The organism is Ottowia sp. (assembly GCF_047975795.1).
GTDB lineage: Bacteria > Pseudomonadota > Gammaproteobacteria > Burkholderiales > Burkholderiaceae_C > Ottowia.
Map to the genome: position 1 here is coordinate 1 of NZ_JBKEEE010000074.1, position 21,929 is coordinate 21,929.

19 protein-coding genes and 1 pseudogene are annotated in these 21,929 nt (G+C 60.7%); 10 read left to right on the forward strand and 10 right to left on the reverse strand.

Going from position 1 to position 21,929, the window contains the following annotated elements; translation table 11 throughout:
- The 5 genes from ACK5NW_RS11065 to ACK5NW_RS11085 form a co-directional block, all read left to right on the forward strand.
- Window positions 1-674 (forward strand): hypothetical protein (locus tag ACK5NW_RS11065; RefSeq protein ID WP_416927992.1); only part of this gene is annotated, 674 nt, incomplete at its 5' end.
- Window positions 671-1,531 carry a hypothetical protein gene (locus ACK5NW_RS11070; RefSeq protein ID WP_416927995.1) on the forward strand — a complete coding sequence of 287 codons (861 nt, stop codon included), beginning with the start codon at window positions 671-673 and terminating at the stop codon, window positions 1,529-1,531. The genes ACK5NW_RS11065 and ACK5NW_RS11070, both read left to right, overlap by 4 nt.
- A 203-nt stretch (window positions 1,532-1,734) precedes the next feature.
- Window positions 1,735-2,895 carry a BMP family ABC transporter substrate-binding protein gene (locus ACK5NW_RS11075; protein ID WP_416927997.1) on the forward strand — a complete coding sequence of 387 codons (1,161 nt, stop codon included), beginning with the start codon at window positions 1,735-1,737 and terminating at the stop codon, window positions 2,893-2,895.
- 181 nt (window positions 2,896-3,076) lie between these two features.
- Window positions 3,077-4,159, forward strand: coding sequence for a BMP family ABC transporter substrate-binding protein (locus ACK5NW_RS11080; protein ID WP_416927999.1), 1,083 nt, complete (start codon window positions 3,077-3,079; stop codon window positions 4,157-4,159).
- A gap of 113 nt (window positions 4,160-4,272) precedes the next feature.
- Window positions 4,273-5,217: an IS1595 family transposase gene (locus ACK5NW_RS11085; protein WP_416928001.1), complete on the forward strand. Its 945-nt coding sequence runs from the start codon at window positions 4,273-4,275 to the stop codon at window positions 5,215-5,217.
- 22 nt (window positions 5,218-5,239) lie between these two features.
- On the opposite strand, the gene ACK5NW_RS11090 is transcribed toward ACK5NW_RS11085, so the two are convergent.
- Window positions 5,240-5,992, reverse strand: coding sequence for a hypothetical protein (locus ACK5NW_RS11090; protein ID WP_416928003.1), 753 nt, complete (start codon window positions 5,990-5,992; stop codon window positions 5,240-5,242).
- Window positions 5,993-6,000: 8 nt separating this feature from the next.
- A complete protein-coding gene (locus ACK5NW_RS11095) occupies window positions 6,001-6,537 on the reverse strand; it encodes a hypothetical protein (protein WP_416928004.1) in 537 nt (178 codons plus the stop codon).
- A 278-nt stretch (window positions 6,538-6,815) separates the two neighbouring features.
- Between ACK5NW_RS11095 and dcd the strand changes: the two genes are divergently transcribed.
- Window positions 6,816-7,391, forward strand: a complete 576-nt coding sequence (dcd, locus tag ACK5NW_RS11100; RefSeq protein WP_416928006.1) for a dCTP deaminase — start codon at window positions 6,816-6,818, stop codon at window positions 7,389-7,391.
- A 56-nt stretch (window positions 7,392-7,447) separates the two neighbouring features.
- On the opposite strand, the gene ACK5NW_RS11105 is transcribed toward dcd, so the two are convergent.
- The 6 genes and pseudogenes from ACK5NW_RS11105 to ACK5NW_RS11130 all read right to left on the reverse strand — a co-directional run bounded on the left by ACK5NW_RS11105 (window position 7,448) and on the right by ACK5NW_RS11130 (window position 14,091).
- The gene (locus ACK5NW_RS11105) at window positions 7,448-7,969 is read right to left on the reverse strand and encodes a hypothetical protein (protein WP_416928008.1); all 522 of its coding nucleotides are present in this window, start codon (window positions 7,967-7,969) and stop codon (window positions 7,448-7,450) included.
- 54 nt (window positions 7,970-8,023) lie between these two features.
- Window positions 8,024-8,516 (reverse strand): annotated as a pseudogene (locus tag ACK5NW_RS11110) (IS3 family transposase); the annotation flags it as partial.
- 101 nt (window positions 8,517-8,617) lie between these two features.
- Entirely contained in the window at window positions 8,618-10,408 is a 1,791-nt protein-coding gene (locus ACK5NW_RS11115; RefSeq protein WP_416928010.1) for a vWA domain-containing protein, read from the reverse strand.
- A 125-nt stretch (window positions 10,409-10,533) separates the two neighbouring features.
- On the reverse strand, window positions 10,534-11,454 hold the full coding sequence (locus ACK5NW_RS11120; protein WP_416928012.1) for an ABC transporter permease: 921 nt from the start codon (window positions 11,452-11,454) through the stop codon (window positions 10,534-10,536).
- Window positions 11,454-12,515: an ABC transporter permease gene (locus ACK5NW_RS11125; RefSeq protein ID WP_416928014.1), complete on the reverse strand. Its 1,062-nt coding sequence runs from the start codon at window positions 12,513-12,515 to the stop codon at window positions 11,454-11,456. The genes ACK5NW_RS11120 and ACK5NW_RS11125 overlap by 1 nt, the downstream gene beginning before the upstream one ends.
- Window positions 12,502-14,091, reverse strand: a complete 1,590-nt coding sequence (locus ACK5NW_RS11130) for an ABC transporter ATP-binding protein (RefSeq protein ID WP_416928016.1) — start codon at window positions 14,089-14,091, stop codon at window positions 12,502-12,504. The genes ACK5NW_RS11125 and ACK5NW_RS11130 overlap by 14 nt, the downstream gene beginning before the upstream one ends.
- 394 nt (window positions 14,092-14,485) lie before the next feature.
- On the opposite strand from ACK5NW_RS11130, the gene ACK5NW_RS11135 reads away from it, so the two are divergent.
- Both ACK5NW_RS11135 and ACK5NW_RS11140 read left to right on the forward strand, forming a co-directional pair.
- On the forward strand, window positions 14,486-15,133 hold the full coding sequence (locus tag ACK5NW_RS11135) for a DUF2726 domain-containing protein (RefSeq protein ID WP_416928018.1): 648 nt from the start codon (window positions 14,486-14,488) through the stop codon (window positions 15,131-15,133).
- Window positions 15,134-15,287: 154 nt separating this feature from the next.
- Window positions 15,288-16,247 carry a delta(1)-pyrroline-2-carboxylate reductase family protein gene (locus ACK5NW_RS11140; RefSeq protein WP_416928020.1) on the forward strand — a complete coding sequence of 320 codons (960 nt, stop codon included), beginning with the start codon at window positions 15,288-15,290 and terminating at the stop codon, window positions 16,245-16,247.
- Here the strand turns inward: ACK5NW_RS11140 and ACK5NW_RS11145 are convergent.
- Both ACK5NW_RS11145 and ACK5NW_RS11150 read right to left on the reverse strand, forming a co-directional pair.
- Complete coding sequence (locus tag ACK5NW_RS11145) at window positions 16,244-17,488, reverse strand: lytic murein transglycosylase (protein WP_416928022.1); 1,245 nt, start codon at window positions 17,486-17,488, stop codon at window positions 16,244-16,246. The two genes, ACK5NW_RS11140 and ACK5NW_RS11145, sit on opposite strands and share 4 nt — an antisense overlap.
- 100 nt (window positions 17,489-17,588) lie before the next feature.
- The gene (locus ACK5NW_RS11150) at window positions 17,589-20,282 is read right to left on the reverse strand and encodes a GNAT family N-acetyltransferase (RefSeq protein WP_416928024.1); all 2,694 of its coding nucleotides are present in this window, start codon (window positions 20,280-20,282) and stop codon (window positions 17,589-17,591) included.
- A 354-nt stretch (window positions 20,283-20,636) separates the two neighbouring features.
- Here ACK5NW_RS11150 and ACK5NW_RS11155 point away from each other — a divergent pair, with 354 nt between their 5' ends.
- Together ACK5NW_RS11155 and ACK5NW_RS11160 are read left to right on the forward strand one after the other, a co-directional pair.
- On the forward strand, window positions 20,637-21,197 hold the full coding sequence (locus tag ACK5NW_RS11155) for a cytochrome b (protein ID WP_416928026.1): 561 nt from the start codon (window positions 20,637-20,639) through the stop codon (window positions 21,195-21,197).
- 66 nt (window positions 21,198-21,263) lie between these two features.
- Window positions 21,264-21,842 carry a YceI family protein gene (locus tag ACK5NW_RS11160; RefSeq protein WP_416928028.1) on the forward strand — a complete coding sequence of 193 codons (579 nt, stop codon included), beginning with the start codon at window positions 21,264-21,266 and terminating at the stop codon, window positions 21,840-21,842.
- Window positions 21,843-21,929: the final 87 nt, after the last annotated feature.

Below are 21,929 nucleotides of genomic sequence, written 5' to 3' on the forward strand. Positions count from 1 at the left end.
TAAGCACCAAAGATCAAATGGTGGTGTACATCATGGGTTGGCTGCTGGCCGGTTACCTGTTTGCGCACCAGTTGCTCAGCGTGTGGCGCAAGCCCGAATCTGCCCTGCTGTATCTGATGCAGCCAGCCTCTACGCTGGAAAAATGGCTGCTGATGGCCAGCACCCTGCTGCTGGGCTTTACGCTGCTGTACAGCGCGGTGTTCGCGGCGGTGTTTTCAGTGGCCAGCGAACTGGGCCACCACCTGAACGTGCTGACCTGTCAGACGCAGTCGTATTGCGAGCTGTCTTCGATCAAACCGGCCGTCACTTTTGTGCCGCTGCGCCCGCACCCCATGGTGCTGAACGTCATGGGCTGGCATGCCCAAGCGGCCTGGGCGCTGGTGTACGTCGCGTTAACCGGCTACGCCGCCGCCGGGCTGGTGATGTTCAAACACCACGCGGCCTTGCGCACCCTGGTGCTGGCCATTGGGCTGTGCATCGCCTTGTTTTTGGTGCTAATTCCGGTGGGCGGCGAGGTGAACTTTAAAGTGCTGGGCGTCTGGTTACAACCGGCAGAACTGCGCGTCTGGGCTTCATGGGCCGCCTATACCCTGTCCCTGACCTGCTGGCTGGGTGTGCCTGCCTTGTTCTGGCTGGCCAGCTACCGCGCACTGCGCGAAAAGGACGTGGCATGAGGCGCAACCAACGTTGGGCGCTGCCCTTGGTGCTGCTGGCCTTTGCAGTGTTGGCAGGCAGCATGATGCTGTCGGCAATGCTGTTTCCTGACCAATCAACATCCAGAACTTACCGCTGGCCTGCTGCTGATACCGCCACCCTGCGCCGGGTGGTGGTGGCACCCGCCGTGGGCCGTGGAGTGCAGACACAACTGGAATGGTCGGACGATGCAGCGCTGGAAATCACCGCCAACGAAAATCAATCGTTTGAACCGGCCTTGGTCTTGCGCCAGCAAGGCGATACCTTGTACATCGACCAGCGCCTTCCAGTGCCTGCCTCAAACGAACGGCGGCACCGTCAAATTAGACACCTGACGCTGCGCCTGCCCATGCAGGTCCATCAGATCGAGGCCGATGAAATCAGCCTGCACGAAAGCGCCCCAATGCGCCTTGCACTGCAAGGGCGCAGGGTCAATGTCAATCTGGCTGGCCTGCACCGCAACATTGAGCACCTGCGCATCACAGGGCTGAACGATGGGTGTGAACTGCTGGCAAGCTGGCGCGGCCCCCGCCTGACAGTGCGCGCAGGCCAGGTGCACCAGTTGCAAATCGAAACCTTGTCAGGCCACGTCGAGCTGAATGATTTTGGTGGTGTTGATGTCGTCACACTGCACAGCCCGCCCGAGACAACTTTGCTCGTGGACAAAGTGGGCGATTTGCCCAAGCTGCAATGGCACGCCTTGTCATCCGAGCGCAGCGCTGCGCTGAATGAACTGTCCAGGCAACGTGCCGCAGCATCGGTCGGGACAGCCAGCGACGATGACCATGCATGTCCATCGCCTGACATCAGGATGAAACGCAGCCCTGCAATGAATTAGAAAACAGGCTGTTTTCGCAATATTGGCTTATTAGCTATTAAAAATATAGTCATTTAAAACATTGGGGCAGTTACGTCAAACGCGCCAAGCACATCGCCGCACCCGGTCAGCATCGGCATCCACCACCCAGCCTCCACCATAATGACGGCTTTCAACGATCTGGCGCAAGGAGCCTCCGCATGACCGCAAGCATGACTGCAAACATGAACCATTTGCACAAGCGTTCGTTGTTGAAACTGGCCGCACTGGCCGCCGCCGCCAGCGCCCTGATGGCCTGCGGCAAGAAAGACGAACCCGCGCCCGTTGCCACACCGGCCCCGGCAGCATCAGCCGAAGCGCCCGCCCAGCCTGAGCCGCTGAAGATTGCCTTTGCCTACGTCGGCCCTGTGGGCGACGGTGGCTGGACGTTTGCGCACGACAACGCCCGCAAGGCGCTGGAAAAAGAATTCGGCAGCAAAATCACCACCACCTACGTCGAAAGCGTGCCCGAAAGCGCCGACGCCGAGCGCGTCATCCGCGACATGGCCAGCAACGGCCACAAGCTGATTTTTGGCACCACCTTCGGCTACATGGAACCCATGCTGAAAGTGGCCGCCGACCACAAGGACGTGAAACTCGAGCACGCCACCGGCTACAAAACCGCCGAAAACATGCGCACCTACGACAGCCGCACCTACGAAGGCGCGTACATGGCGGGCGTGATCGCCGGGGCCATGACCCAAACCGGCACGCTGGGCGTGGTGGCCTCGATCCCGATTCCGGAGGTCATCCGCAACATCAACAGCTTTACCCTGGGCGCGCAAAGCACCAACCCCAACGTCAAAACCAAAGTGGTGTGGGTCAACGAATGGTTCAACCCGCCCAAGGAAACCGAAGCCGCCACCTCGCTCATCAACGGCGGGGCCGACGTGCTGATGCAAAACACCGACTCGTCCGCCGTGCTGCAAACGGCTGAGAAGATGGGCAAGCGCGGCTTTGGCTGGGACAGCGACATGACCGCCTACGGCCCCAAGGCGCACCTGGGATCAGCCGTGATCGACTGGACGCCCTACTACATCAAGGCCGTCGGCGATGTGCTCAATGGCGCTCCATGGGCACCTGGCCACACCTGGTGGGGCGTGAAAGAAGGTGCCATCGACCTGGTATCGCTGGCCGGAGACATCCCCGCCGAAGCCAAAACCAAACTCGACGAAGTCAAGGCCGGGTTGAAGGCTGGGACATTCCATATCTGGAAAGGCCCCCTCACCGACAACACCGGTCAGGAAGTGCTGGCTGCGGACGCCGTGGCCGATGACGACTTCATGCGCGGCATCAAGTTCTACGTGCAAGGCGTCGAAGGCACGGTGCCGGGCGGCGACAAGTAAATCAAACATCGCGCCGGACGATATTTCGGCACATCCAGCGCGGCGCTTGGGGTCACAGACCCACGTTTTCTCATGCCCAGTCGCCAACCCCACTGCATGCGACAATCCCGCCCCGCGTGGCACCCCTTGCTCCAGGATGTCGCGCGTCGTTTCAGATCCCGGGGCCATGTAGAGGACCACCATGTACAAAAACCTCGCTGCCGCGCTTGTGGCTGCCTGCTTTTCGCTTCCCACCTTTTCGCAAATCCAGCCTGCGCCCGCGTCGGCTGCCATCAAGGTGGCGTGGGTGTATGTGTCGCCCATTACTGAAGCGGGCTGGACGCAGCAGCACGATCAGGGGCGGCGCGCGGTCGAAAAGGCGCTGGGCCATCAGGTGCGGACCACGCATGTGGCCAACGTGCCCGAAGGGGCCGACGCCGAGCGCGTGATCCGCGACTTGGCGCAGCAGGGCCATCAGATCATTTTTACCCCCAGCTTTGGCTATATGGAGCCAACGTTGCGGGTGGCGCGTGATTTTCCTGATGTCAAGTTCGAGTCCATCACCGGCTTAAAGCAAGCCCCCAATGTGGCCACAGCCAATGCACGCTACTACGAAGGGCGCTATCTGGCGGGCGTGGCTGCCGGGCGCATGACCCAAACCGGTCTGGCCGGCTATGTGGCCGGTTTTCCCATTCCTGAGGTGTTGCAAGGCATCAATGCCTTCACGCTGGGTATGCGCAGCGTCAATCCCAAAGCCGAAGTGCGCGTGGTGTGGTTGAACGAGTGGTTTAATCCAGCGCGCGAGCGCCTGGCCGCGCAGGCGCTGATGGATCAGGGGGCCGACGTGCTGGCGTTTCACACCGGCTCCACCGCCGTCATGGCGACGGCTGAAGAGCGCGGCAAACTGGCCGTGGCCTACCACTCCGACATGCGGCGCATGGCCCCCACAGCGCAAATCGTCGCAGTCACGCACCAGTGGGGCGACTATTACACCCAGCGCGTGCGCCAGGCACAGGCGGGCACCTGGCGCAGCGGTAATGTGTGGGGCGGGATCAAAGAAGGCATGGTGCGTGTCGAGGCTTTTGGCCCCAAAGTGCCCAAGGCCGTGCAAGATGAGGTGCTGAAGTTGCAAGCCGATATCGCCGCAGGCCACCTGCACCCGTTTCACGGCCCCATCAAAGACAACGCAGGCACCGAGCGCGTGCCGCCAAGCCAGACGCTGGACGATGCGCAAATTCTCGGCATGGACTGGCTGGCTGAGGGCGTACGCGGAAGTCTCAAATAAGTCAGACTCGACCTGGTGTCCTGAGTTGCAAATGTTTTCAAGCAAAATACGGGAATTATATACTTGACAAACCCTGATGCATAGGGCACACTTCAGTCATCGGAGCACAAACCATGGCTGAACCAATCCTCAACCAACCCCACTTCCAAGACGCAGACAAGGCGCGCGAGTATCTGGAAGCCCTGCGCTGGCCCAATGGCGTTGTGTGCCCGCACTGTGGCTCAATCGGTGAGCACTACAAGTTGCAAGGCAAAGCCCACCGCCCCGGCGTTTACAAGTGCACCGATTGCGCCTCTCAATTCACCGTCACGGTCGGCACCGTGTTCGAGCGCAGCAAGATCGCCCTGAATGTCTGGCTCCAAGCCGTGCACCTGATGTGCGCCAGCAAGAAAGGCATCAGCGCCAAGCAGTTGGAGCGCATGCTTGGCGTGACCTACAAAACGGCCTGGTTCATGTCGCACCGCATCCGTGAGGCCATGACGGCTGAATCGGGTGGCCTGCTGGGCGGTGGCGGCTCCACGGTTGAGGTTGACGAAACCTATTGGGGAAACACCCATCAATCCAAGATCGGCAAACTGGTTGGCACCAAACAGGGCGGCCACCAGAAAGAAAAGATTGTCTCGCTGGTTGAACGCGGCGGTAAGGTGCGCTCGATTCATGTCGAAATGGTCACGGCGGCCACGTTGAAGGAGGCCATCGCCAAGAACGTGGACAAGAACACCCACATTCACACCGACAGCCACTACGGTTACCGCAAAGCCACGCAAGGCTACGCGAGCCATGAAACCGTGAACCACACCATCCAAGAGTACGCTCGTGGCAACGTCACGACGAACACCATAGAAGGTTATTTCTCAATCCTTAAGCGTGGGCTGGTCGGCACGTTTCATCACGTCGGCGAGCAGCACTTGCAGCGTTACGTGCATGAGTTTGACTTCCGCTACAACACCCGCAGCGCCCTCGGCTACAGCGATACTGACCGCGCCAATCTGGCGCTCAAAGGGATCGCTGGCAAGCGGCTGACGTATCAAAGGACTTGTTCGCAACGGGCCGTCTAAGTTTGAGCGGCTAATCGCCAAACTAATGCGATAGCTCTTGCGCTTCTTGTTTAATGAGCGATTCAAAGGCAAGTTCATCAAAAATCAGTGCTCGATCTGTGTAGTAAGCAGCTCGTTCAAACTGCTTCTTGCCTACAGCAGCTTGGTTTTCAGCAACCGCAATAACATTTACCGGACGCTTGTCCGACTTGTATTTTTCATGAATTACTTCTGCCTCAAGAAGTCGCGCAGAGGATGTGGCAGCTATAATTATTATTGGCGTTTTTGTCTCGATCAAATAATCAGCCACAAATCCGCCAGCTATAGGAAGCTCAGCGTTTTGCTTAGCTGGCGCATTCATTTCATTCACGATATTATGAACGATAGCTTGCAATCGTTCACGAAAGTCATTCTGAACTCGTTCACCGCGCGGCATGGATACTGCATATAACTGCTGAGCGACTTCGGCTACACGAAATATATACAATGGAATGTCTGTCTCGGAAGCTGTAGTGACGGATAAAATCTCATCGTCATCGAGTCCAACTGGTGATAAAAATTGAAGCTCTTCCATCCACCGTGCAAACGCCTCGCTTTCTATATCTCCACCATTGACAGCGGCAAAGAACGCAGCCTCCCCATTGTCATCGATCGTAAAGCCGCCATCGTTCTTGCGAACGCGAACGACGACCTGATCGCCACCCTGGTACTGAAGTGGCGTAATCACTCGTGCTAAGCGCTTGCTCTCTATTTCAACCTTAAAAAGGTCGCAAATAGATTTCTTTAAGTAATCCATAACAAAGCCTAAGCAATTAGCTTCATTTGGCCGCCATCACTAGATTCCGGCAACGCTATCCCACATTTTATACAAAATAATTTAATAAGCTCAATTCTATCGAGAGGATCGCGTGGGTCAAGTAGTTTTCCATAATCTTTTGTTATATCGAACTCTGGCGCGCCTGGTAGCTGCCTATTTAGATAATCAGAATTCGTTTTGCACGGAAGTTTACAATGAATTCCTTTATGACTTGGGTGCCAATGAAATTCAAAAATCGGATAAAAACCACCTCCAGAAATCTTCAAAAACAGGTTTGCAAGAAATAATCTATCTGTTAATTCGTTTCCATCGCGCCAAAGCATAAACGCGGCATGATTGCCGGAAACGTCGATAAAACCCGTTGTGTGAACACGCGCACCTCCAACCTTGTGATACGGTCGAGGATGTTTGTTCCGCTTGTGCGTCTTAAAATCAGGAAACTTTGAAAGCCGTTTTTCCTCGGCTTTCTGGAGTCGTAGCTGTTTAGGGATCATGGCAAGAACTTTGGCGTACCATTGCATCATGCCACCCGTTCAACAGCCCGTGAACCACCAAAACGTCAAACCCCGCTCGCGTGAGGACAATGTGTTGCGCAGAATGCTCAACACCCCGCCTCAGCCCAAGCAGGCACCAAAGCCAGCCGCGGCCAAGACGCCCAAGAAGTAGCCGCTAGGTCAACGGCCTACCGTAGCCCGTTGCAGGCTATGGTTTGTTAAGTATATATCTCCCCAAAATACAGCTTTTGCGCAAGAACAACAAGCGTAATCAGCTACTTAATCTATAGCAATTTATTGCCTACATCATGAGCATCAAAAGCGACCGCTGGATCCGCCGCATGGCCGAGCAGCACGGCATGATCGAGCCGTTTGAACCCGGCCAGGTGCGCCAGTCTGCCGACGGACAAAAAATCGTCAGCTACGGCACCTCAAGCTACGGCTACGACATCCGCTGCGCGCCCGAATTCAAGATCTTCACCAACATCCACAGCACCGTGGTCGACCCCAAGAACTTCGACGAAAAGAGCTTTGTCGATTTTCATGGCGACGTCTGCATCATCCCGCCCAACAGCTTTGCGCTGGCGCGCACCATGGAGTACTTTCGCATCCCGCGCAACGTGCTCACCGTGTGTCTGGGTAAAAGCACCTACGCGCGCTGCGGCATCATCGTCAACGTCACCCCTTTCGAGCCGGAATGGGAAGGCTACGTCACGCTGGAGTTCAGCAACACCACCCCCCTGCCCGCCAAAATCTACGCGGGTGAAGGCTGCGCCCAGGTGCTGTTCTTTGAAAGCGATGCCGACGACGTGTGCGAAACCAGCTACAAGGATCGGGGCGGCAAGTACCAGGGCCAGGTGGGCGTGACGCTGCCCAAGGCTTGAGTCGGCGTGTTGCAGTGGCGTCGGTCAGCCAAGCGCCAACCAGCATATTGCATCGTTCAAGCCACAGGCTTGGCGTGAAAACGTCCCGCCTTTCGGATGTCTGCATAAGCGGCGTTGAAATCCGCCTGGTAGCCCGGCCCCAGCATGATCGGGTTGGCGATGATGCCGTCGCACACGTAGTGGCTCAGATAGTCAAACACACCGGTTTCAAACAGGAAAGGCGGCGCATCCACCACTTGGTCAAGCGGCGTGGTCAGCGCCTTGACGGCATAGGCGTTTTCAGCATCCTGATCGAGAAAAATGGCACGAGTCTTGCTATGGCGAAGGTAAATCCACTGCGCCACCCGCACTGTCCGAATGGCTTCAGCCACATCCGGATCCACGGCCCGGCCCTGGACAGCAAGTTCGGTTATGGCGTGATCGATCAGCGTGGGCTTGTCCTTGGCGAGCGCACGCGCAGCGGCCAGGTCGTTGATGAGCGAATCGCTTGCCGGCGTGCTCGAAGCGTTCAAGACCTGCTGAAGCACGGCGGTATAGCCATGAATGAAGCGCATGGCCTGATCGTGTGGGAGAAGCATTTTTTGCGCTGGCCTTATTGACCTTGCCCTCGGAATGTGAATTCCATAGCCGAGTCACATTTTCGCTGTTTTCGGCTGTGCCGCGAGCCAGCATTGCTCGTATTGCATGGGACTGATGTAGCCCAGCGTTGAATGCAGCCTGCGGCTGTTGTACCAGAGTAGCCAGTCTATGGTTTCCGTCTTTGGCTGCACGACGGGTTTCAAACCGCATGCCGTGCAGCCGTTCCACCTTGAGTGAGCCGAACAGGGCTTCGCTGCACGCATTGGCCCAGCAGTCGCCCTTTCGGCTCATGGAACTGCGCATGCCGTATTCCTTGAGCAGGTTCTGGCAGTCACTGCTGCCATATTGGCTGCCACGGTCACTGTGGAAGATCAGGCCGCTGCGCTTGTCCGGACAACGGCGGAACCACGCCATACGCAGAGCATCCATGACCAACTGGCGTGTCATGCGCTCACCCAGGCTCCAGCCCACCACCTGGCAGCTGATCAGGTCGATGACCACGGCCAGGGACAGCCAACCCTCATCGGTGGCGATGTAGGTGATGTCCCAGGAAGTGGCGCAAGTCTTCGATCACTCGTTGCGCGGCAAGGTGCGTAGGACGTGGCCCGAAGCGGCTTGCCATGCAACATCTGCTCGTTGTAGGAGGTTCATCTGGACTGCGCCTGCGCCAGGTCGATCAGGCGCACAAATTCGGCACGGTATCCGTAGCGGTCACTGCCCTGATTCTCAAAAGCCAGTGCTCGGGCATCAGCGTAGCTCCAGGTGCCGGTGTGGCGGCCACCGCGCAGCAACTGGCCAAAGATCGCCACGGCTGTGGCAAAACGGAATTCGGTGTCGGTGGATGCCAGCGGCGCGATGGCCTGGCGTGCGATAGGCGTGTCGATCAGCGTGCTGCTGGGCTGGCCGGGCAGCTTATAGCGCAGGCGCAGGTGCGCCAGCTCATTGGCTTTGGCTTTGGCTTTGGCTTTGGCTTTGGCATTGGCATTGGCATTGGCATGAGGGTTATCCGCTTTCTTGGCCTGGGCGTAGCGCAAAGGGTCGATGCTGCCTTTGGCACCGCTGAGCGTCAGTTCGTACAGCGCGGTGACCGTGTGGCCTGCGCCGATGTCGCCCGCATCCACCTGGTCGTTGTTGAAATCTTCGCGACGCAACTGGCGGTTTTCGTAGCCAATCAGACGATATTCTTTGACTACAGCTGGGTTGAATTCGATCTGCACTTTCACATCTTTGGCAATGGTGGCCAGCGTGGAGGTCATTTCGTTGACCAGCACCTTATGGCCTTCCATCAGACTGTCGATGTACGAATAAGCGCCGTCGCCCACGTCGGCAACCTGCTCCATCATGGCTTCGTTGTAGTTGCCGGTGCCAAAACCTATGGTGGACAGCGAAATACCCGACTTGCGCTTTTGTTCAACCATGCTTTTAAGCTGCCGGACGTCGGCCACACCGACGTTGAAGTCGCCGTCGGTGGCCAGCAAAATGCGGTTGATGCCGCCCTCGATCAGGCTCTGCTGCGCAGCGCTGTAAGCCAGTTGAATGCCCGAAGCCCCGGCCGTGCTGCCACCCGCGTGTAAGGCATCGATGGCGGCTTTGATTCTGGCCTTGTCAGCCCCTGAGGTAGGTTGCAACACCACCTGTGTGCCCGAGGCGTAGGTCACCAGCGAGATGCGGTCTTGCGGCCGCATCTCGTCCACCAGCAGTTTCAGTGACGATTTCAGCAAGGGCAGTTTGTCCTGACTGTTCATCGAGCCAGACACATCCACCAGAAACACCAGGTTGGCCGGTGGCAGGCTTTGTTTGGCTACGTCCTGGCCTTTGATGCCAATGCGCAGCAGCACGCGTTCGGCGTTCCAGGGTGCGGGAGCCATCTGGGTGTGTACTGCAAAAGGCCGCCCGTCGCTGGGCTGGGCATAGTCGTAGGGGAAATAGTTGATCAGCTCCTCCACGCGCACCGCATCGCCTGGAGGCAAGGTGCCCGCATTCAACATGCGCCGCACATTGCTGTAGCTGCCTGTGTCGACATCAATGCTGAAGGTGGACACCGGAGCTTCTGCCACCAGTTTGACGGGGTTGTCGGTGATTTGGGCATAGCGTTCGGTAGAAGGGCCGGGGACTGCACTGACCGAAGGTGGCGTGCTGGGTTTAAAAAGACGCCCTCTTTCTGGCACGGGGCCAGGTGCATGCAAGGCTGGGGGTGGTGCGACGGCAACCATCGCAGGTGCGGCGGCAGGCGCATACGCAGGGGCTTCTTGCACTTGGGTACGGGCAGCAGTTTGGTTAACCCTGCGGCGCTCCAGTGGGGTCTGCGCGCTGCCGTCAAGCGCTGGCGAAGCAGCCGTTGCGCCTGACACCACCGCATCGGGCGCACTGCTGGAGCAGGCTGCGAGTTGAACGGCGATCAGAACAGCGAACAAACGGCGCGTGCCGAGGTATGTCATGGTGACTCCTTGGTGTGTGAAAGTGAATAACCCATGCTTGAACGCTGTGCTGCGCAAAACGGGGTTAAACATTGTTGAGGCGTGTTAGCTTTATTTGTAACTAAACGCTTTCGCGCTGGCGCGATTTATCCCTCGGGATCAAACCGCTTGCCCAGCGACGCGGGCATGTTGGCGCGAATCCACGCTGGGTTGCGCGAGATCAGCGCCAGCACCACGATGGTGGCCAGGTACGGCAGCATGGTCAGCAATTGACTGGGCACCTGTACGCCGTGGCTTTGCAGGTGAAATTGCAGCATGGTCACGCCGCCAAACAGGTAAGCGCCCAGCAGCACGCGCGCCGGTCGCCAGGTGGCAAAGGTGGTCAACGCCAGCGCAATCCAGCCCTTGCCCGCCACCATGCCTTCGACCCACAGTGGCGTGTAGATGACCGATAAATACGCCCCGGCCAGCCCACACATCGCCCCGCCAAACACCACCGCCGCCAGCCGAATCCGCCGCACCGGGTAGCCCAGCGCGTGCGCCGACTGGGGCGATTCACCCACCGCACGCAATACCAGTCCAGCGCGGGTGCGGTACAAAAACCAGACCAGCCCCGCCGCCAGAGCCATGGCCCCATACACCAGCGGGTGCTGCTGAAACAGCGCCGGGCCGACAAAAGGCGCATCGCCCAAACCGAACCAGTGGTATTGCGGTCGCTCGGGCAACTTGGCCTGCACATAGTCGATGCCTGCAAAAGCCGAAAAACCCACGCCAAACAAACTCAGCGCCAGCCCGGTGGCGTACTGGTTGGTGCCCAGCCAGAGCACCAGCGCGCCAAACATCGCTGCCAAGCCCGCACCTGCCGCCATGCCAGCAGCAAAGCCCAACCAGTCGTGGCCGGTGTGCACCACCGTGGCAAACCCAGCAATGGCCGCGCACAGCATCATGCCCTCGGCCCCTAGGTTGACGATGCCTGCTTTTTCGTTGATCAGCAGCCCCAGCGCGGCCAGGGCCAGCACCGTGCCTGCATTCAGCGTGGCGGCGATGAGCAGAGCAGTGGCGTCCATCAAACGCTCCTGCCCCAGCGCACGCGGTAGTTCACCAGCGTGTCACAAGCCAGCAGCGCAAACAACAGCAGCCCCTGAAACACCCCGGTCAGAGATTTGGGCAACCCCAGGCGCGACTGCGCCAGCTCGCCGCCGATGTAGAACATGCTCATCAAAATGGCCGACAGCACCATGCCCAGCGGGTGCAGGCGACCGACAAAGGCGACGATGATGGCAGCAAAGCCGTAGCCTGCGGGCACGTAGGGCGTCAACTGGCCCAGCGGCCCCGCCACTTCCAGCGCACCGGCCAACCCGGCGCAGCCGCCGGAGACGAGCAGCGCCATCCACAGCGCGCGGCGCGACGAGAACCCCGCATAGCGCGCCGCCGCCGGAGCCAGCCCACCGACTTGCTGAGCCAAACCCGCACGCGAGCGAAACAGGTACACCCACAGCAACGCACTGCCTGCCAGTGCCAGCAACAGCCCCACGCTGGCGCGCGATCCGGCCATCAGCCGCGGGATTTGCGTGGCCGCGTCAAAACTGCGCGTTTGCGGAAAGTTGTAGCCCGCCGGGTCTTTCCACGGCCCATAAACCAGATAGCCCAGCACCTGCACGGCCACATACACCAGCATCAGGCTGACCAAAATTTCGCCCGCATTGAATTTGTCGCGCAGCAGCGCCGTGATGCCCGCCCACGCCATGCCGCCCAGCACCCCAGCTAATAACACGGCCACCACAATCCAGCGGCCCGTATCCGGCCCAGCCTGCAAGGCCACGCCACCTGCGGCCACCGCACCGATGATGAATTGCCCCTCAGCCCCGATGTTCCACACATTGGAGCGAAAGCACACTGCCAGCCCCAGCGCGATCAGCAAAAGCGGCGTCGCCTTGACGCCCAGCTCGCCCAGCGCGTAGGCCGATTTGACCGGCTCCCAAAAGAACACCTGCAACCCGCGCACCGGGTCTTTGCCCAGCAACGCGAACAGCACCACGCCAATCAGCACCGTCATGGCCAACGCCAGCAGCGGTGAGGCCCAGGCCCACAGGCGCGACGGCGCGGGACGGGGTTCAAGCCGCAGCATGGGCTATGTTCTCCGTGCTTGCCATGTCTTGGGCATCGAGGGTATGCAAATGATGCTGCACGCCCTCATGCCACAGGCCGCTCATCCATGCGCCGATTTGCGCCACCGTCGCATCGCGCCGCGCCACCGCAGGCGACAGATGTCCTTTGGCAATGACATGCAGGCGATCGCACAGCGCAAACAGCTCGTCCAGTTCTTCGCTCACCACCAGCACGGCACCACCGATGTCACGCAGGGCCAGAATTTCAGCATGAATCTGTGCCGCCGCGCCCACATCCACACCCCAGGTGGGCTGCGAGACGATCAATAACTTGGGCTGGGCGTCGATCTCGCGCCCCATGATGAATTTCTGTAAATTGCCACCCGACAACGACCGCGCTGAGGCACCTGGCCCGGCAGCCTTGACGCCAAAGCGCTCGATCAGGCCCGCCGCTTGCATGCGCAACGCACCCATGCGCAACCAGCCCCCGGTGCCCACCGCTTCACGCCGCGTCAGCAGCAGGTTGTGCGCCAGACTCAGCTCAGGCACCGCGCCACGGCCCAGGCGCTCTTCGGGCACAAAGTGCAGGCCCAACGCACGGCGACGCTGCGGCGGCCACCGTCCCGCAGCCTGATGGCCAATCAAGATGGCAGCGGCTGGTGCCCGCTGGTCTTCGCCCGACAGCGCCAAAAGCAATTCGCGCTGGCCATTGCCCGACACCCCCGCAATGCCCACCACTTCGCCCGCGCGCACTTGCAGCGACACGTCGTGCAAATCAACACCGAAAGGTACATCACGCTTCAAATCAAGCTGGTGTACCTGAAGCACCACCTCGCCCGGCTGGCGCGCGTGGTGCTCCAGCGCAGGCGGCTCGGCCCCAATCATCATGCGGCTGAGCGAGGCGTTGCTTTCTTCACGCGGATCACACACGCCCGTCACCCGGCCCGCGCGCATCACCGTGCAGGCCGTACACAGGGCGCGGATTTCGTGCAACTTGTGGCTGATGTACAAAATGCTGCACCCCCCAGCGGCCAACTGGCGCAGGGTCACGAACAGCTTGTCCACCGCCTGCGGCGTCAGCACCGAAGTCGGTTCATCCAGAATCAGCAAGCGCGGCTGGGTCAGCAAAGCGCGAATGATCTCCACCCGCTGCATTTCGCCCACGCTCAATGCATGCACTGGACGCGCGGGGTCAATGTCCAGGCCGTAGACCGCAGCGGTATCGGCAATACGGCGCGTCACCTCGGGCAGGCTGAGCGATTTGTCCAGCCCCAGCCACACGTTTTCAGCCACGCTCAACGTCTCGAACAGGCTGAAATGCTGAAACACCATGGCAATGCCCATTTGGCGCGCTTGTTGCGGGCTGTGCACGTGCATGGGCTGGCCGTCAAAGTACAGCGCACCGGCGTCGGGTTTCACCGCGCCGTAAATGATCTTCATCAGCGTGCTTTTGCCTGCGCCGTTTTCGCCCAGCACGGCGTGGATCTGGCCTGGCTGCACCGCCAGCGCCACGCCGTCATTGGCCACCACGCCGGGATAGTGCTTGGTGATGCCGTGCAAGTGCAGCCGTGGCGTATGGCCCTTGCTTTCAGGCATAAAACTGGCCGCTGTCGCTGGTGAAATAAGCGTCATGTGCTATCAAAACTATAATTTTATCGTCCAGCCATTTGCCCCAGCTATTTGCGTCTGCTGCCACGCAATGGAGTCAATCCGTAACGCCGGGCAATGTAGCACCCCAATGGTCATTTTCCAGGCGCGTTGCCCACCACTAATGGTTTTGCCCAGACCAGGTGCATCATGGAGGTGAGCCACGCTGGTGGCTAAGCAGTCGCAACCAGTATGCTTGCGCAACCCGTTATCAGACAGACGTGTGCTTTCGTCGTGATAGCGCCGCTCCCCTTGTCTGATGGCAGCAACGCAGGCATCATCGGCACTTCAGGTGGAGCGAAGCAAGTGTTTGCCACCCATTGTTTTTGGAGAGCAACTTTTCATGAGTTGGGAGTGGGCGGCTTTGACCGCCATCAAAGGCCGCAAAAGCACCACAAAAAGTGCAGGCAACAGTACGAGCCGTAGCGCCCGCAAAGACAGCTATGCCTTGACGGTCACCCTGTCGTCTGCACATCGTAAATTGCTGGCCTATCTGCAAGAGGCTTTTTCTGGGCAAGTGGTACTGACTGCCCAACCTTTGTCGCGCCTGGTGGCGGTAGATCAAAGCGACAACCCGACACGCGCGCAAAAGCGCCTGCGCGAACAGGTGATCGACTTCGTCGTGGTGGACGCCAAAGGGAAAACCGCCTGGGCTTTTTATGTAGACACCCCGAGCGACGAAGACAATGAAGCCAGACAGGGCGAGCTGGCCCTCATGCGCCGGGTGCTGGCTACGGCGGGCATTCGACTGCTGCGGCTGAAAAAATCGGTGCGCCATCTGCCGCCACCGACCGAATGGCGCAAAAAACTACAGGCCACTTCGCAAAGCGCACCTCATGAGAATGCCGATACCGAAGAAATCGTCGGCTGGCTGGACGATGTGCCCGTACTCACCAAGGCTCTGCGGTTTGATCCCGATGGACAACTGGTGACCGAAACCTTGACGCCACCCACAGCCACCAGCGCGCTACAATCGCCAAGCCTGCCCTAAAAACCCACCACCATCCTGCACAAGGGCCTTGTTGATCAAGCACGGGCATGTTTTAAGCCACGCCCATGGCCAACGACTCAAGCCTCTTGTTGCCGGGCCAATCACATGGACTTGGGCTGCATGACACCACGTACACCGCCAACGCCGGGATACCATGAACGCGATGAACCACTTGCTCACCTCGTCACAAACGGCTGCTCACCTGCCCTGGCCTGCCCTGGTCGACGAATTGCAGGCCCTGCTGCGTGACAGCACGGTACGCGTGCCGCCACGCATCATCCTGCCCACAGCGGACGGTGCGTCGCTGTTTGCCATGCCGGGCTGCGATGCACGCGTGGCGATGACCAAGCTGATCACCTTCACCCCGGCCAACGTGGGCACGGGCACGCCCACCATCCAGGGCGACGTGACGGTGTTCGATGTGGCCAGCGGCACGCGGCAGCTGGTCATGGACGGCCCCACCGTCACCGCACGGCGCACGGCAGCCGTGTCGGCGCTGGCAGCGCGCTGGCTCTCGCCCAAGCTGACAGGCCCCATGCTGGTGGTGGGCGCGGGGGTGCAGGGACGTGCACATGTCGAGGTGTTTGCCACCGCGCTGGGGGTACGGCATTTCAAAGTGCATTCGCGCAGCCGCGCCAGCGCCGAGGCACTGACCAATCACGCACGCAGCCTGAGCGCCGAAACCGCCATAACCGCTGAAGTGGTAGGCGATGCCAACGCCGTCCTGGCCGACTGCCCACTGGCAGCCGTGTGCACGCCAGCGCAAGAGGTGGCACTGCGTGCCTTGCCGCGCACCGATGCCTTCATCACCGCCGTGGGCGCGTTTACACCGCAAATGGTGGAGCTGGACGCGGCGCTGTGCCGTCACCTGGCCGCGCAAGGCCGCATCGTGCTGGACACGCGCGACGCCGAGCATGAGGCGGGCGATTTGATTCAGGCTAGCATCGACATGACCCCCTTGCCCACGCTGCAAGACATCGTGCGCGATCCGCTCGACACCAAACCAAGCGGGCCAGTGTTATTCAAAAACTGTGGCTGGGCAGGCTGGGATCTGGCCGCCGCCCGGCTGGCGCTGCGCTGCGCAGAGGCTGAACGCGAGGCAGCCAAGACCTAATCGCCGTACAGCGCGCGCAGCAGTTTTTGCCCCGCGCGGCCATCAGCCTTCCATCCCAGGCGCTGCTGTTCGACCTTGATGGCTTCGCGCGTTTTGGCACCAATCATGCCATCGGCGCTGCCGATGTCGTGGCCGCGCGCCAGCAACAGAATTTGCAGCTCGCGATTTTGTGCGCGCGACAAGCCCACGTCGTCGGTGGGCCACGGCGTGGCAAAACCTAGACGGGCATTGGGCTGGGCCATCAAATCGGACAGATGCGCAATCGCCAGCGCATAGTTTTCGCTGGCGTTGTAGCTGTACAGCGCATCAAAATTGCGCCCCACCAAAAACGCCGGGCCGCCACGGGCGGGCACCAGCAAGCCTGCTTTGGGCAAGCTGTCCGGCAGCGGGTTGCCACCCGCCAGCGTCAGGCCCGCGCGTCGCCAGGCGTTGATAGATTTCTTGGCCTTGCGGCTGGCCCCGCCGGTATCAAAGCCCGGCGGCAGGCGCACCTCGAAGCCCCAAGGCTCGCCCCGGCGGTAACCCGCGTTTTGCAAAAACTTGGCGGTGGATGCCAGCGCATCGGGCACGCTGTCCACAATGTCGCGGCGGCCATCGCCGTCAAAATCCACCGCGCTGCGGAAAAACGTGCTCGGCATGAACTGGGTTTGCCCAAACGCTCCGGCCCACGAGCCGGTCAGCTTCTCGGGTGCAATGTGGCCTTCTTGCAAAATGCGCAGCGCCGCGGCAAATTCGCCCCGAAAGTAACTTTGCCGCCGCCCAAAGCACGACAGCGTGGCCAGCGACTGCACCAGCGAACGCCCGCCCAGGTTCTGTCCAAAATTACTTTCCACCCCCCACACACCCACGATGATATTCGCCGCCACACCGGTTTGCTGCGCCATTTGCTGCAACTGCGGCTGCCAGCGCGCATAGGCAGCGCGGCCATCGGCCACGCGCTCGTCGTCCACCAGCACGGCCAGATAGTCCCACACCGGCATGGTGAATTCCGGCTGACGATTGAGCAGCGGCAGCACCGTGGCGTCGGGTGCCAGTGTGTCGGTGTAGCGCGCAAACGTGTCGGCCGTGATGGCCTTGAAGGAGGATGAGCGATGCAAGCCGTTCAGACACGAACGAAACTGGGCCGCATCCAACGCGGGCGGCGGCTCTTGCGCGTATGCAGTGTCAGTCAGCGTCAAAGCTGTCAACAGCGTGCTGCAATAAACTCGAAATAAAAGAGGTGATTGAAATGCGCAAGTCATTCAAAAATGATAGCTTATAGTGCTTTATGCACAAGTACCCAGGGCAAAAATCACGTCGTGTTTTAAGCCGCAACCTGGTCTGCATCACAGCCAAGCCACCTCAGCCTTTGCGCCCCACCTGCAAATCCAGCGTCAGCAGCAGCGTAGTGGGTGGGCCGGGCTGAGCCTGCTCGGTAAAGCCCAGCTTTTTGCCCAGCTGGCGCATGCGATGGTTTTCGGGCAGAGCGATGGCCGTGAGGTACTGGGTGCCGATGGCGCGCATGTGGCCAATCAGCTTGTCCATCAGCAGGCGGCCCAAGCCGGTGCCGATCAGATCGTGCAAGATGATGACGCCGAATTCGGCGCTCACGTTATCAGGATCGGCCAGTGCGCGGGCCACGCCCAGGGTACGTTCCTCTCCGTTTGCGTCGGTCACCGTGGCGACGAAGGCCATTTCGCGTGTGTAGTCGATTTGCACCAGGCGAGCCAGTTCGCTGCGCTCCAGATTGCGGCGGTTGTAGAAAAAGCGCAGGCGGATGTCTTCGATATCGAGTTGCTCGAAGAAAGCGCGGTGGCGCGCTTCGTCTTCGGGGCGGATGGGGCGCAGGGTGATGGTCTGGCCTTGCCATTGGGCGGTTTCGGTCAAACCTGCCGGGTAAGGCTGGATGGCAAAGTGGGCGGCACCGGCCGGGCACTGGCTGCTGACGCGCACGCGAGCGTCCAGCGCAATGGCCCCTTCGTGGTTGACGATCAGCGGGTTGATGTCCAGCTCGGCAATTTCGGGCACGTCGGCCAGCAGTTGCGACACGGCTTGCAAGGTGGTGACCACGGCCCCCAGGTCGGCGGCGGGTACGTCGCGGTAGGCGTTGAGCAGGCGCGCCACACGGGTGCGACCGATCAGCGCGCGCGCCAGTGGCGCGTTGAGTGGCGGCAGGGCCATGGCGCTGTCGCGCACCACTTCGACCGCGGTGCCGCCTTGGCCAAACAAGATGACGGGGCCGAACACGGGGTCGATGCTGGCACCGATGATCAGCTCGCGCGCTTGCGGGCGACGCACCATGGCCTGCACGGTGAAGCCGTCGATGCGCGCCTGCGGCTCGGCCGCACGCACACTTGCCAGCATGGTGCTGGCCGATTCGCGCACCAGCTCTTCGCTGTGCAGGTTGAGCACGACGCCGCCTGCGTCGGATTTGTGCGAAATGTCTTCGGACAGAATTTTGAGCACCACCGGAAAGCCGATGCGCGCCGCCTCAGCGGCTGCGGCCTGCGGGTCGGCAGGCACGGTGCGGGTGGCGACCACGGGGATGCGGTAGGCCTCGCACACGGCCTTGGCTTCAGGCTCGGTCAGCATGTCGCGGCCGCTGGCCAGCACCTCGCGTACCAGGGTGCGCACGCGGTCGGTGTCGGGCCGGTGGTGGGCAAAGGCGTGTGCGGTGGGCGGGGCCTCGGTCAGCTCGGCCTGGTTGCGGGCGTAGCGTTGCAGCATGCCGATGGCGCTGACGGCCTGCTCGGGCGTGTCGTAACAAGCGATGCCTGCGTCGATGAACAGATCACGTGCGGCCTGTACTGCCGGGCCACCCAGCCAGGCGCTGACCACGGGCAATGGCGGCTGGCCTGCGGTGTGAATGGCAGGCAACAAGGCTTGTGCGATGTCGGTAGCGGGCACGATGGCCGTGGGCGCGTGGATGAACAGCACGGTGCCTGAGTCTTGTGGGCGGCTGGCCAGCGCGTGCAGTGCATCCACATAGCGCTGGGTGGGTGCATCGCCAATGATGTCCACCGGGTTGCCGTGCGACCAGTTGGCGGGCAGCACCTTGTCCAGCGCGGCCAGGCTCTCGGGGGACAGCGCAGCCAGTGGCACATCGGCGCTGGCGGCGGCGTCGGCGGCCATCACGCCCGCACCGCCGCCGTTGGTCAGCACCGTCATCACCTCGCCAATGGGGGCCTTGAAGCGGGTGAGGATTTCGGCGGCGTGGAACAAGTCTTCCAGACTGTCCACACGCAGCATGCCCGCACGTGCGATGGCCGCGTCGATCACGTCGTCGGCTGCGGCCAGTGCGCCGGTGTGCGAAGCCGCGGCCTGCTGGCCCTGCGCGCTGCGCCCGGCCTTGACCACGATGACCGGCTTGTTGCGCGCTGCCGCCCGTGCTGCCGACATGAATTTGCGCGCGTCGTCCACCGATTCCATGTACAGCAAGATGGCGCGGGTGTGGGCATCGCTGGCCAGATAGTCGAGCATGTCGCCAAAGTCCACATCGGCGTGCTCGCCCAGCGAGACGAAGTGCGAAAAGCCGATGTGGCGCGCCTCGGCCCAGTCCAGCATGGCGGTGACCAGCGCGCCCGACTGCGACACAAAGGCCAGCTCGCCCGGTCGCGCGGCAATGTGGGCAAAACTGGCGTTGACCCCGGCGTGCGGTGACAGCAAACCCACGCAGTTAGGCCCCAGAATGCGCATCAGCGTGGGGCGGGCGGCGTCCAGCATCTGCTGCTTTTGCGCCGCTGTCAGCCCCGCACTGATGACCACCACCGCCTGCGTGCCCAGCCGCGCGAGTTGCTTGACCAGGTCAACCACGGTGGCGGGGGGCGTGCAGATCACGGCCAGCTCGGGCGCTTGTGGCAAATCGTTCAGGCGCGCATAGCAACGCTGGCCGCCCAGTTGCTTGTATTTGGGGTTGACCGGGAACAACTGCCCCGCAAAACCAGCCGTGTGCATGTTGCGCCACAACGTGCCGCCAACAGAAAAAGGTCGCTCTGACGCGCCGATCACGGCCACGGATTGCGGGTTGAATAAAGAGTCGAGGTGGCGAATGGTCATGATTTATGGACTGTAAATGGATTGCAAACCGAGTGCAAACTGAACGCAAATGGCACAAGGCGACAAGTAGCGCCCAGACCTTTTCAGGGTTTTAACGAATTGATGAAACAGGGTAACCGAGCTTGGCAACACCGGTTCATGTATTGTGTGGTTTTCTGTGGCCCGTTCCACAGCCAATGACCGGGTGCGTCAGAATGGCCCCAACATTGGTGCGGACATGGGGCGCAGCAAGTGCCCACTGCACAAAAAATCATTCAAAAAATTTGCAATACAACATCAAGCGGGCTGCGGTTTTTGGGGCCACCTGGTGACTAGACTGCCGCTTGATTTCGCTACGTGTATCAGGAACTTGAAATGAACGCTTCTTCCAGCGCCACCGGTCGCTACACCACCACGGCCATTGCGCTGCACTGGCTGCTGGCGCTGGCGCTGGTAGGCATTTTTGTGGTGGGGGTGGTGATGAGTGGCATGCCGTTTTCACCCCAGCGCCTCAAGCTCTACAACTGGCACAAGTGGGCGGGCATCACGGTGCTGGCACTGTCGGCGCTGCGGCTCGTGTGGCGTCTGACGCACCGCCCGCCCGAATTGCCCGCGCAAGTACTGGCCGTGATGCCCCCTTGGCAACGGCTGGCGCACCACGGCACGCATGGGCTGCTGTACGTGCTGTTTTTTGCCGTGCCGCTGATTGGCTGGGCTTACAGCTCGGCAGCGGGCTTTCCAGTGGTGTTGTTTGGCGTGTGGCCGCTGCCCGACTGGGTGCCCAAGGACAAGGCGCTGGCCGATGCCATCAAGCCCTGGCACGCGGTGGCCGCGTTCACGCTGGCTGCTCTGGTGGTGCTGCACGTGCTGGCGGCCATCAAACACCAGTTGATCGACCGCGACGGCCTGCTGGCCCGCATGATGCCGGTGCGCTGAAGGTCGCCCGTGTTCACTGCTTTTTCTCAACCGATGACCCCAAGGACGAACCACACCATGATCATGATGAGCCAGCCCACCACCCAATTTGCCCCCTGGCTGCTGGGCGCTGCCGCACTGCTGGCCACCGCACCCGCGCTGGCGCAGCAGCAACTGGTGCCCGCCGAAAGCAGCATCGCCTTTGTCAGCCACCAGATGGGCGTGCCGGTGGACGGGCATTTTCAAAAATTTGCCGCTCAGGTGGCGTTTGACCCCGCCAAACCCGCAGCGGCCCAGATCAAGATCACCGTCGACACCGGCAGCGCCACACTGGGCGTCAAAGAAACCGATGCCGAGCTGCCCAAGCCCGTGTGGTTCAACGTGGCGAAGTTTCCGCAGGCCGTGTTCCAGTCCAAAAGCGTGAAGGCATTGGGTGCGGGCAAGTTCGAGGTCACCGGACAACTGGCCATCAAAGGGCAGACCCGCGATGTGACGGTGCCGGTGCAACTGACGCAAAGCGGGGCCAAAACCACCGCCAGCGGGCAGTTCGACATGCAGCGCCTGACCTACAAGATTGGCGAGGAAGAATGGGCCGACACGTCGATGGTGGCCGACCAGGTGCAGGTCAAGTTCAAGCTGGTGCTGACTGGCATGGGCAAACTCTGACCGGTTGGGCACATTTGGTTAAACTTAACGAACAAAATTAACCTTCAGCGCTAGAACCAACTGCGCTGAAAGCTATCAAAACAGCAG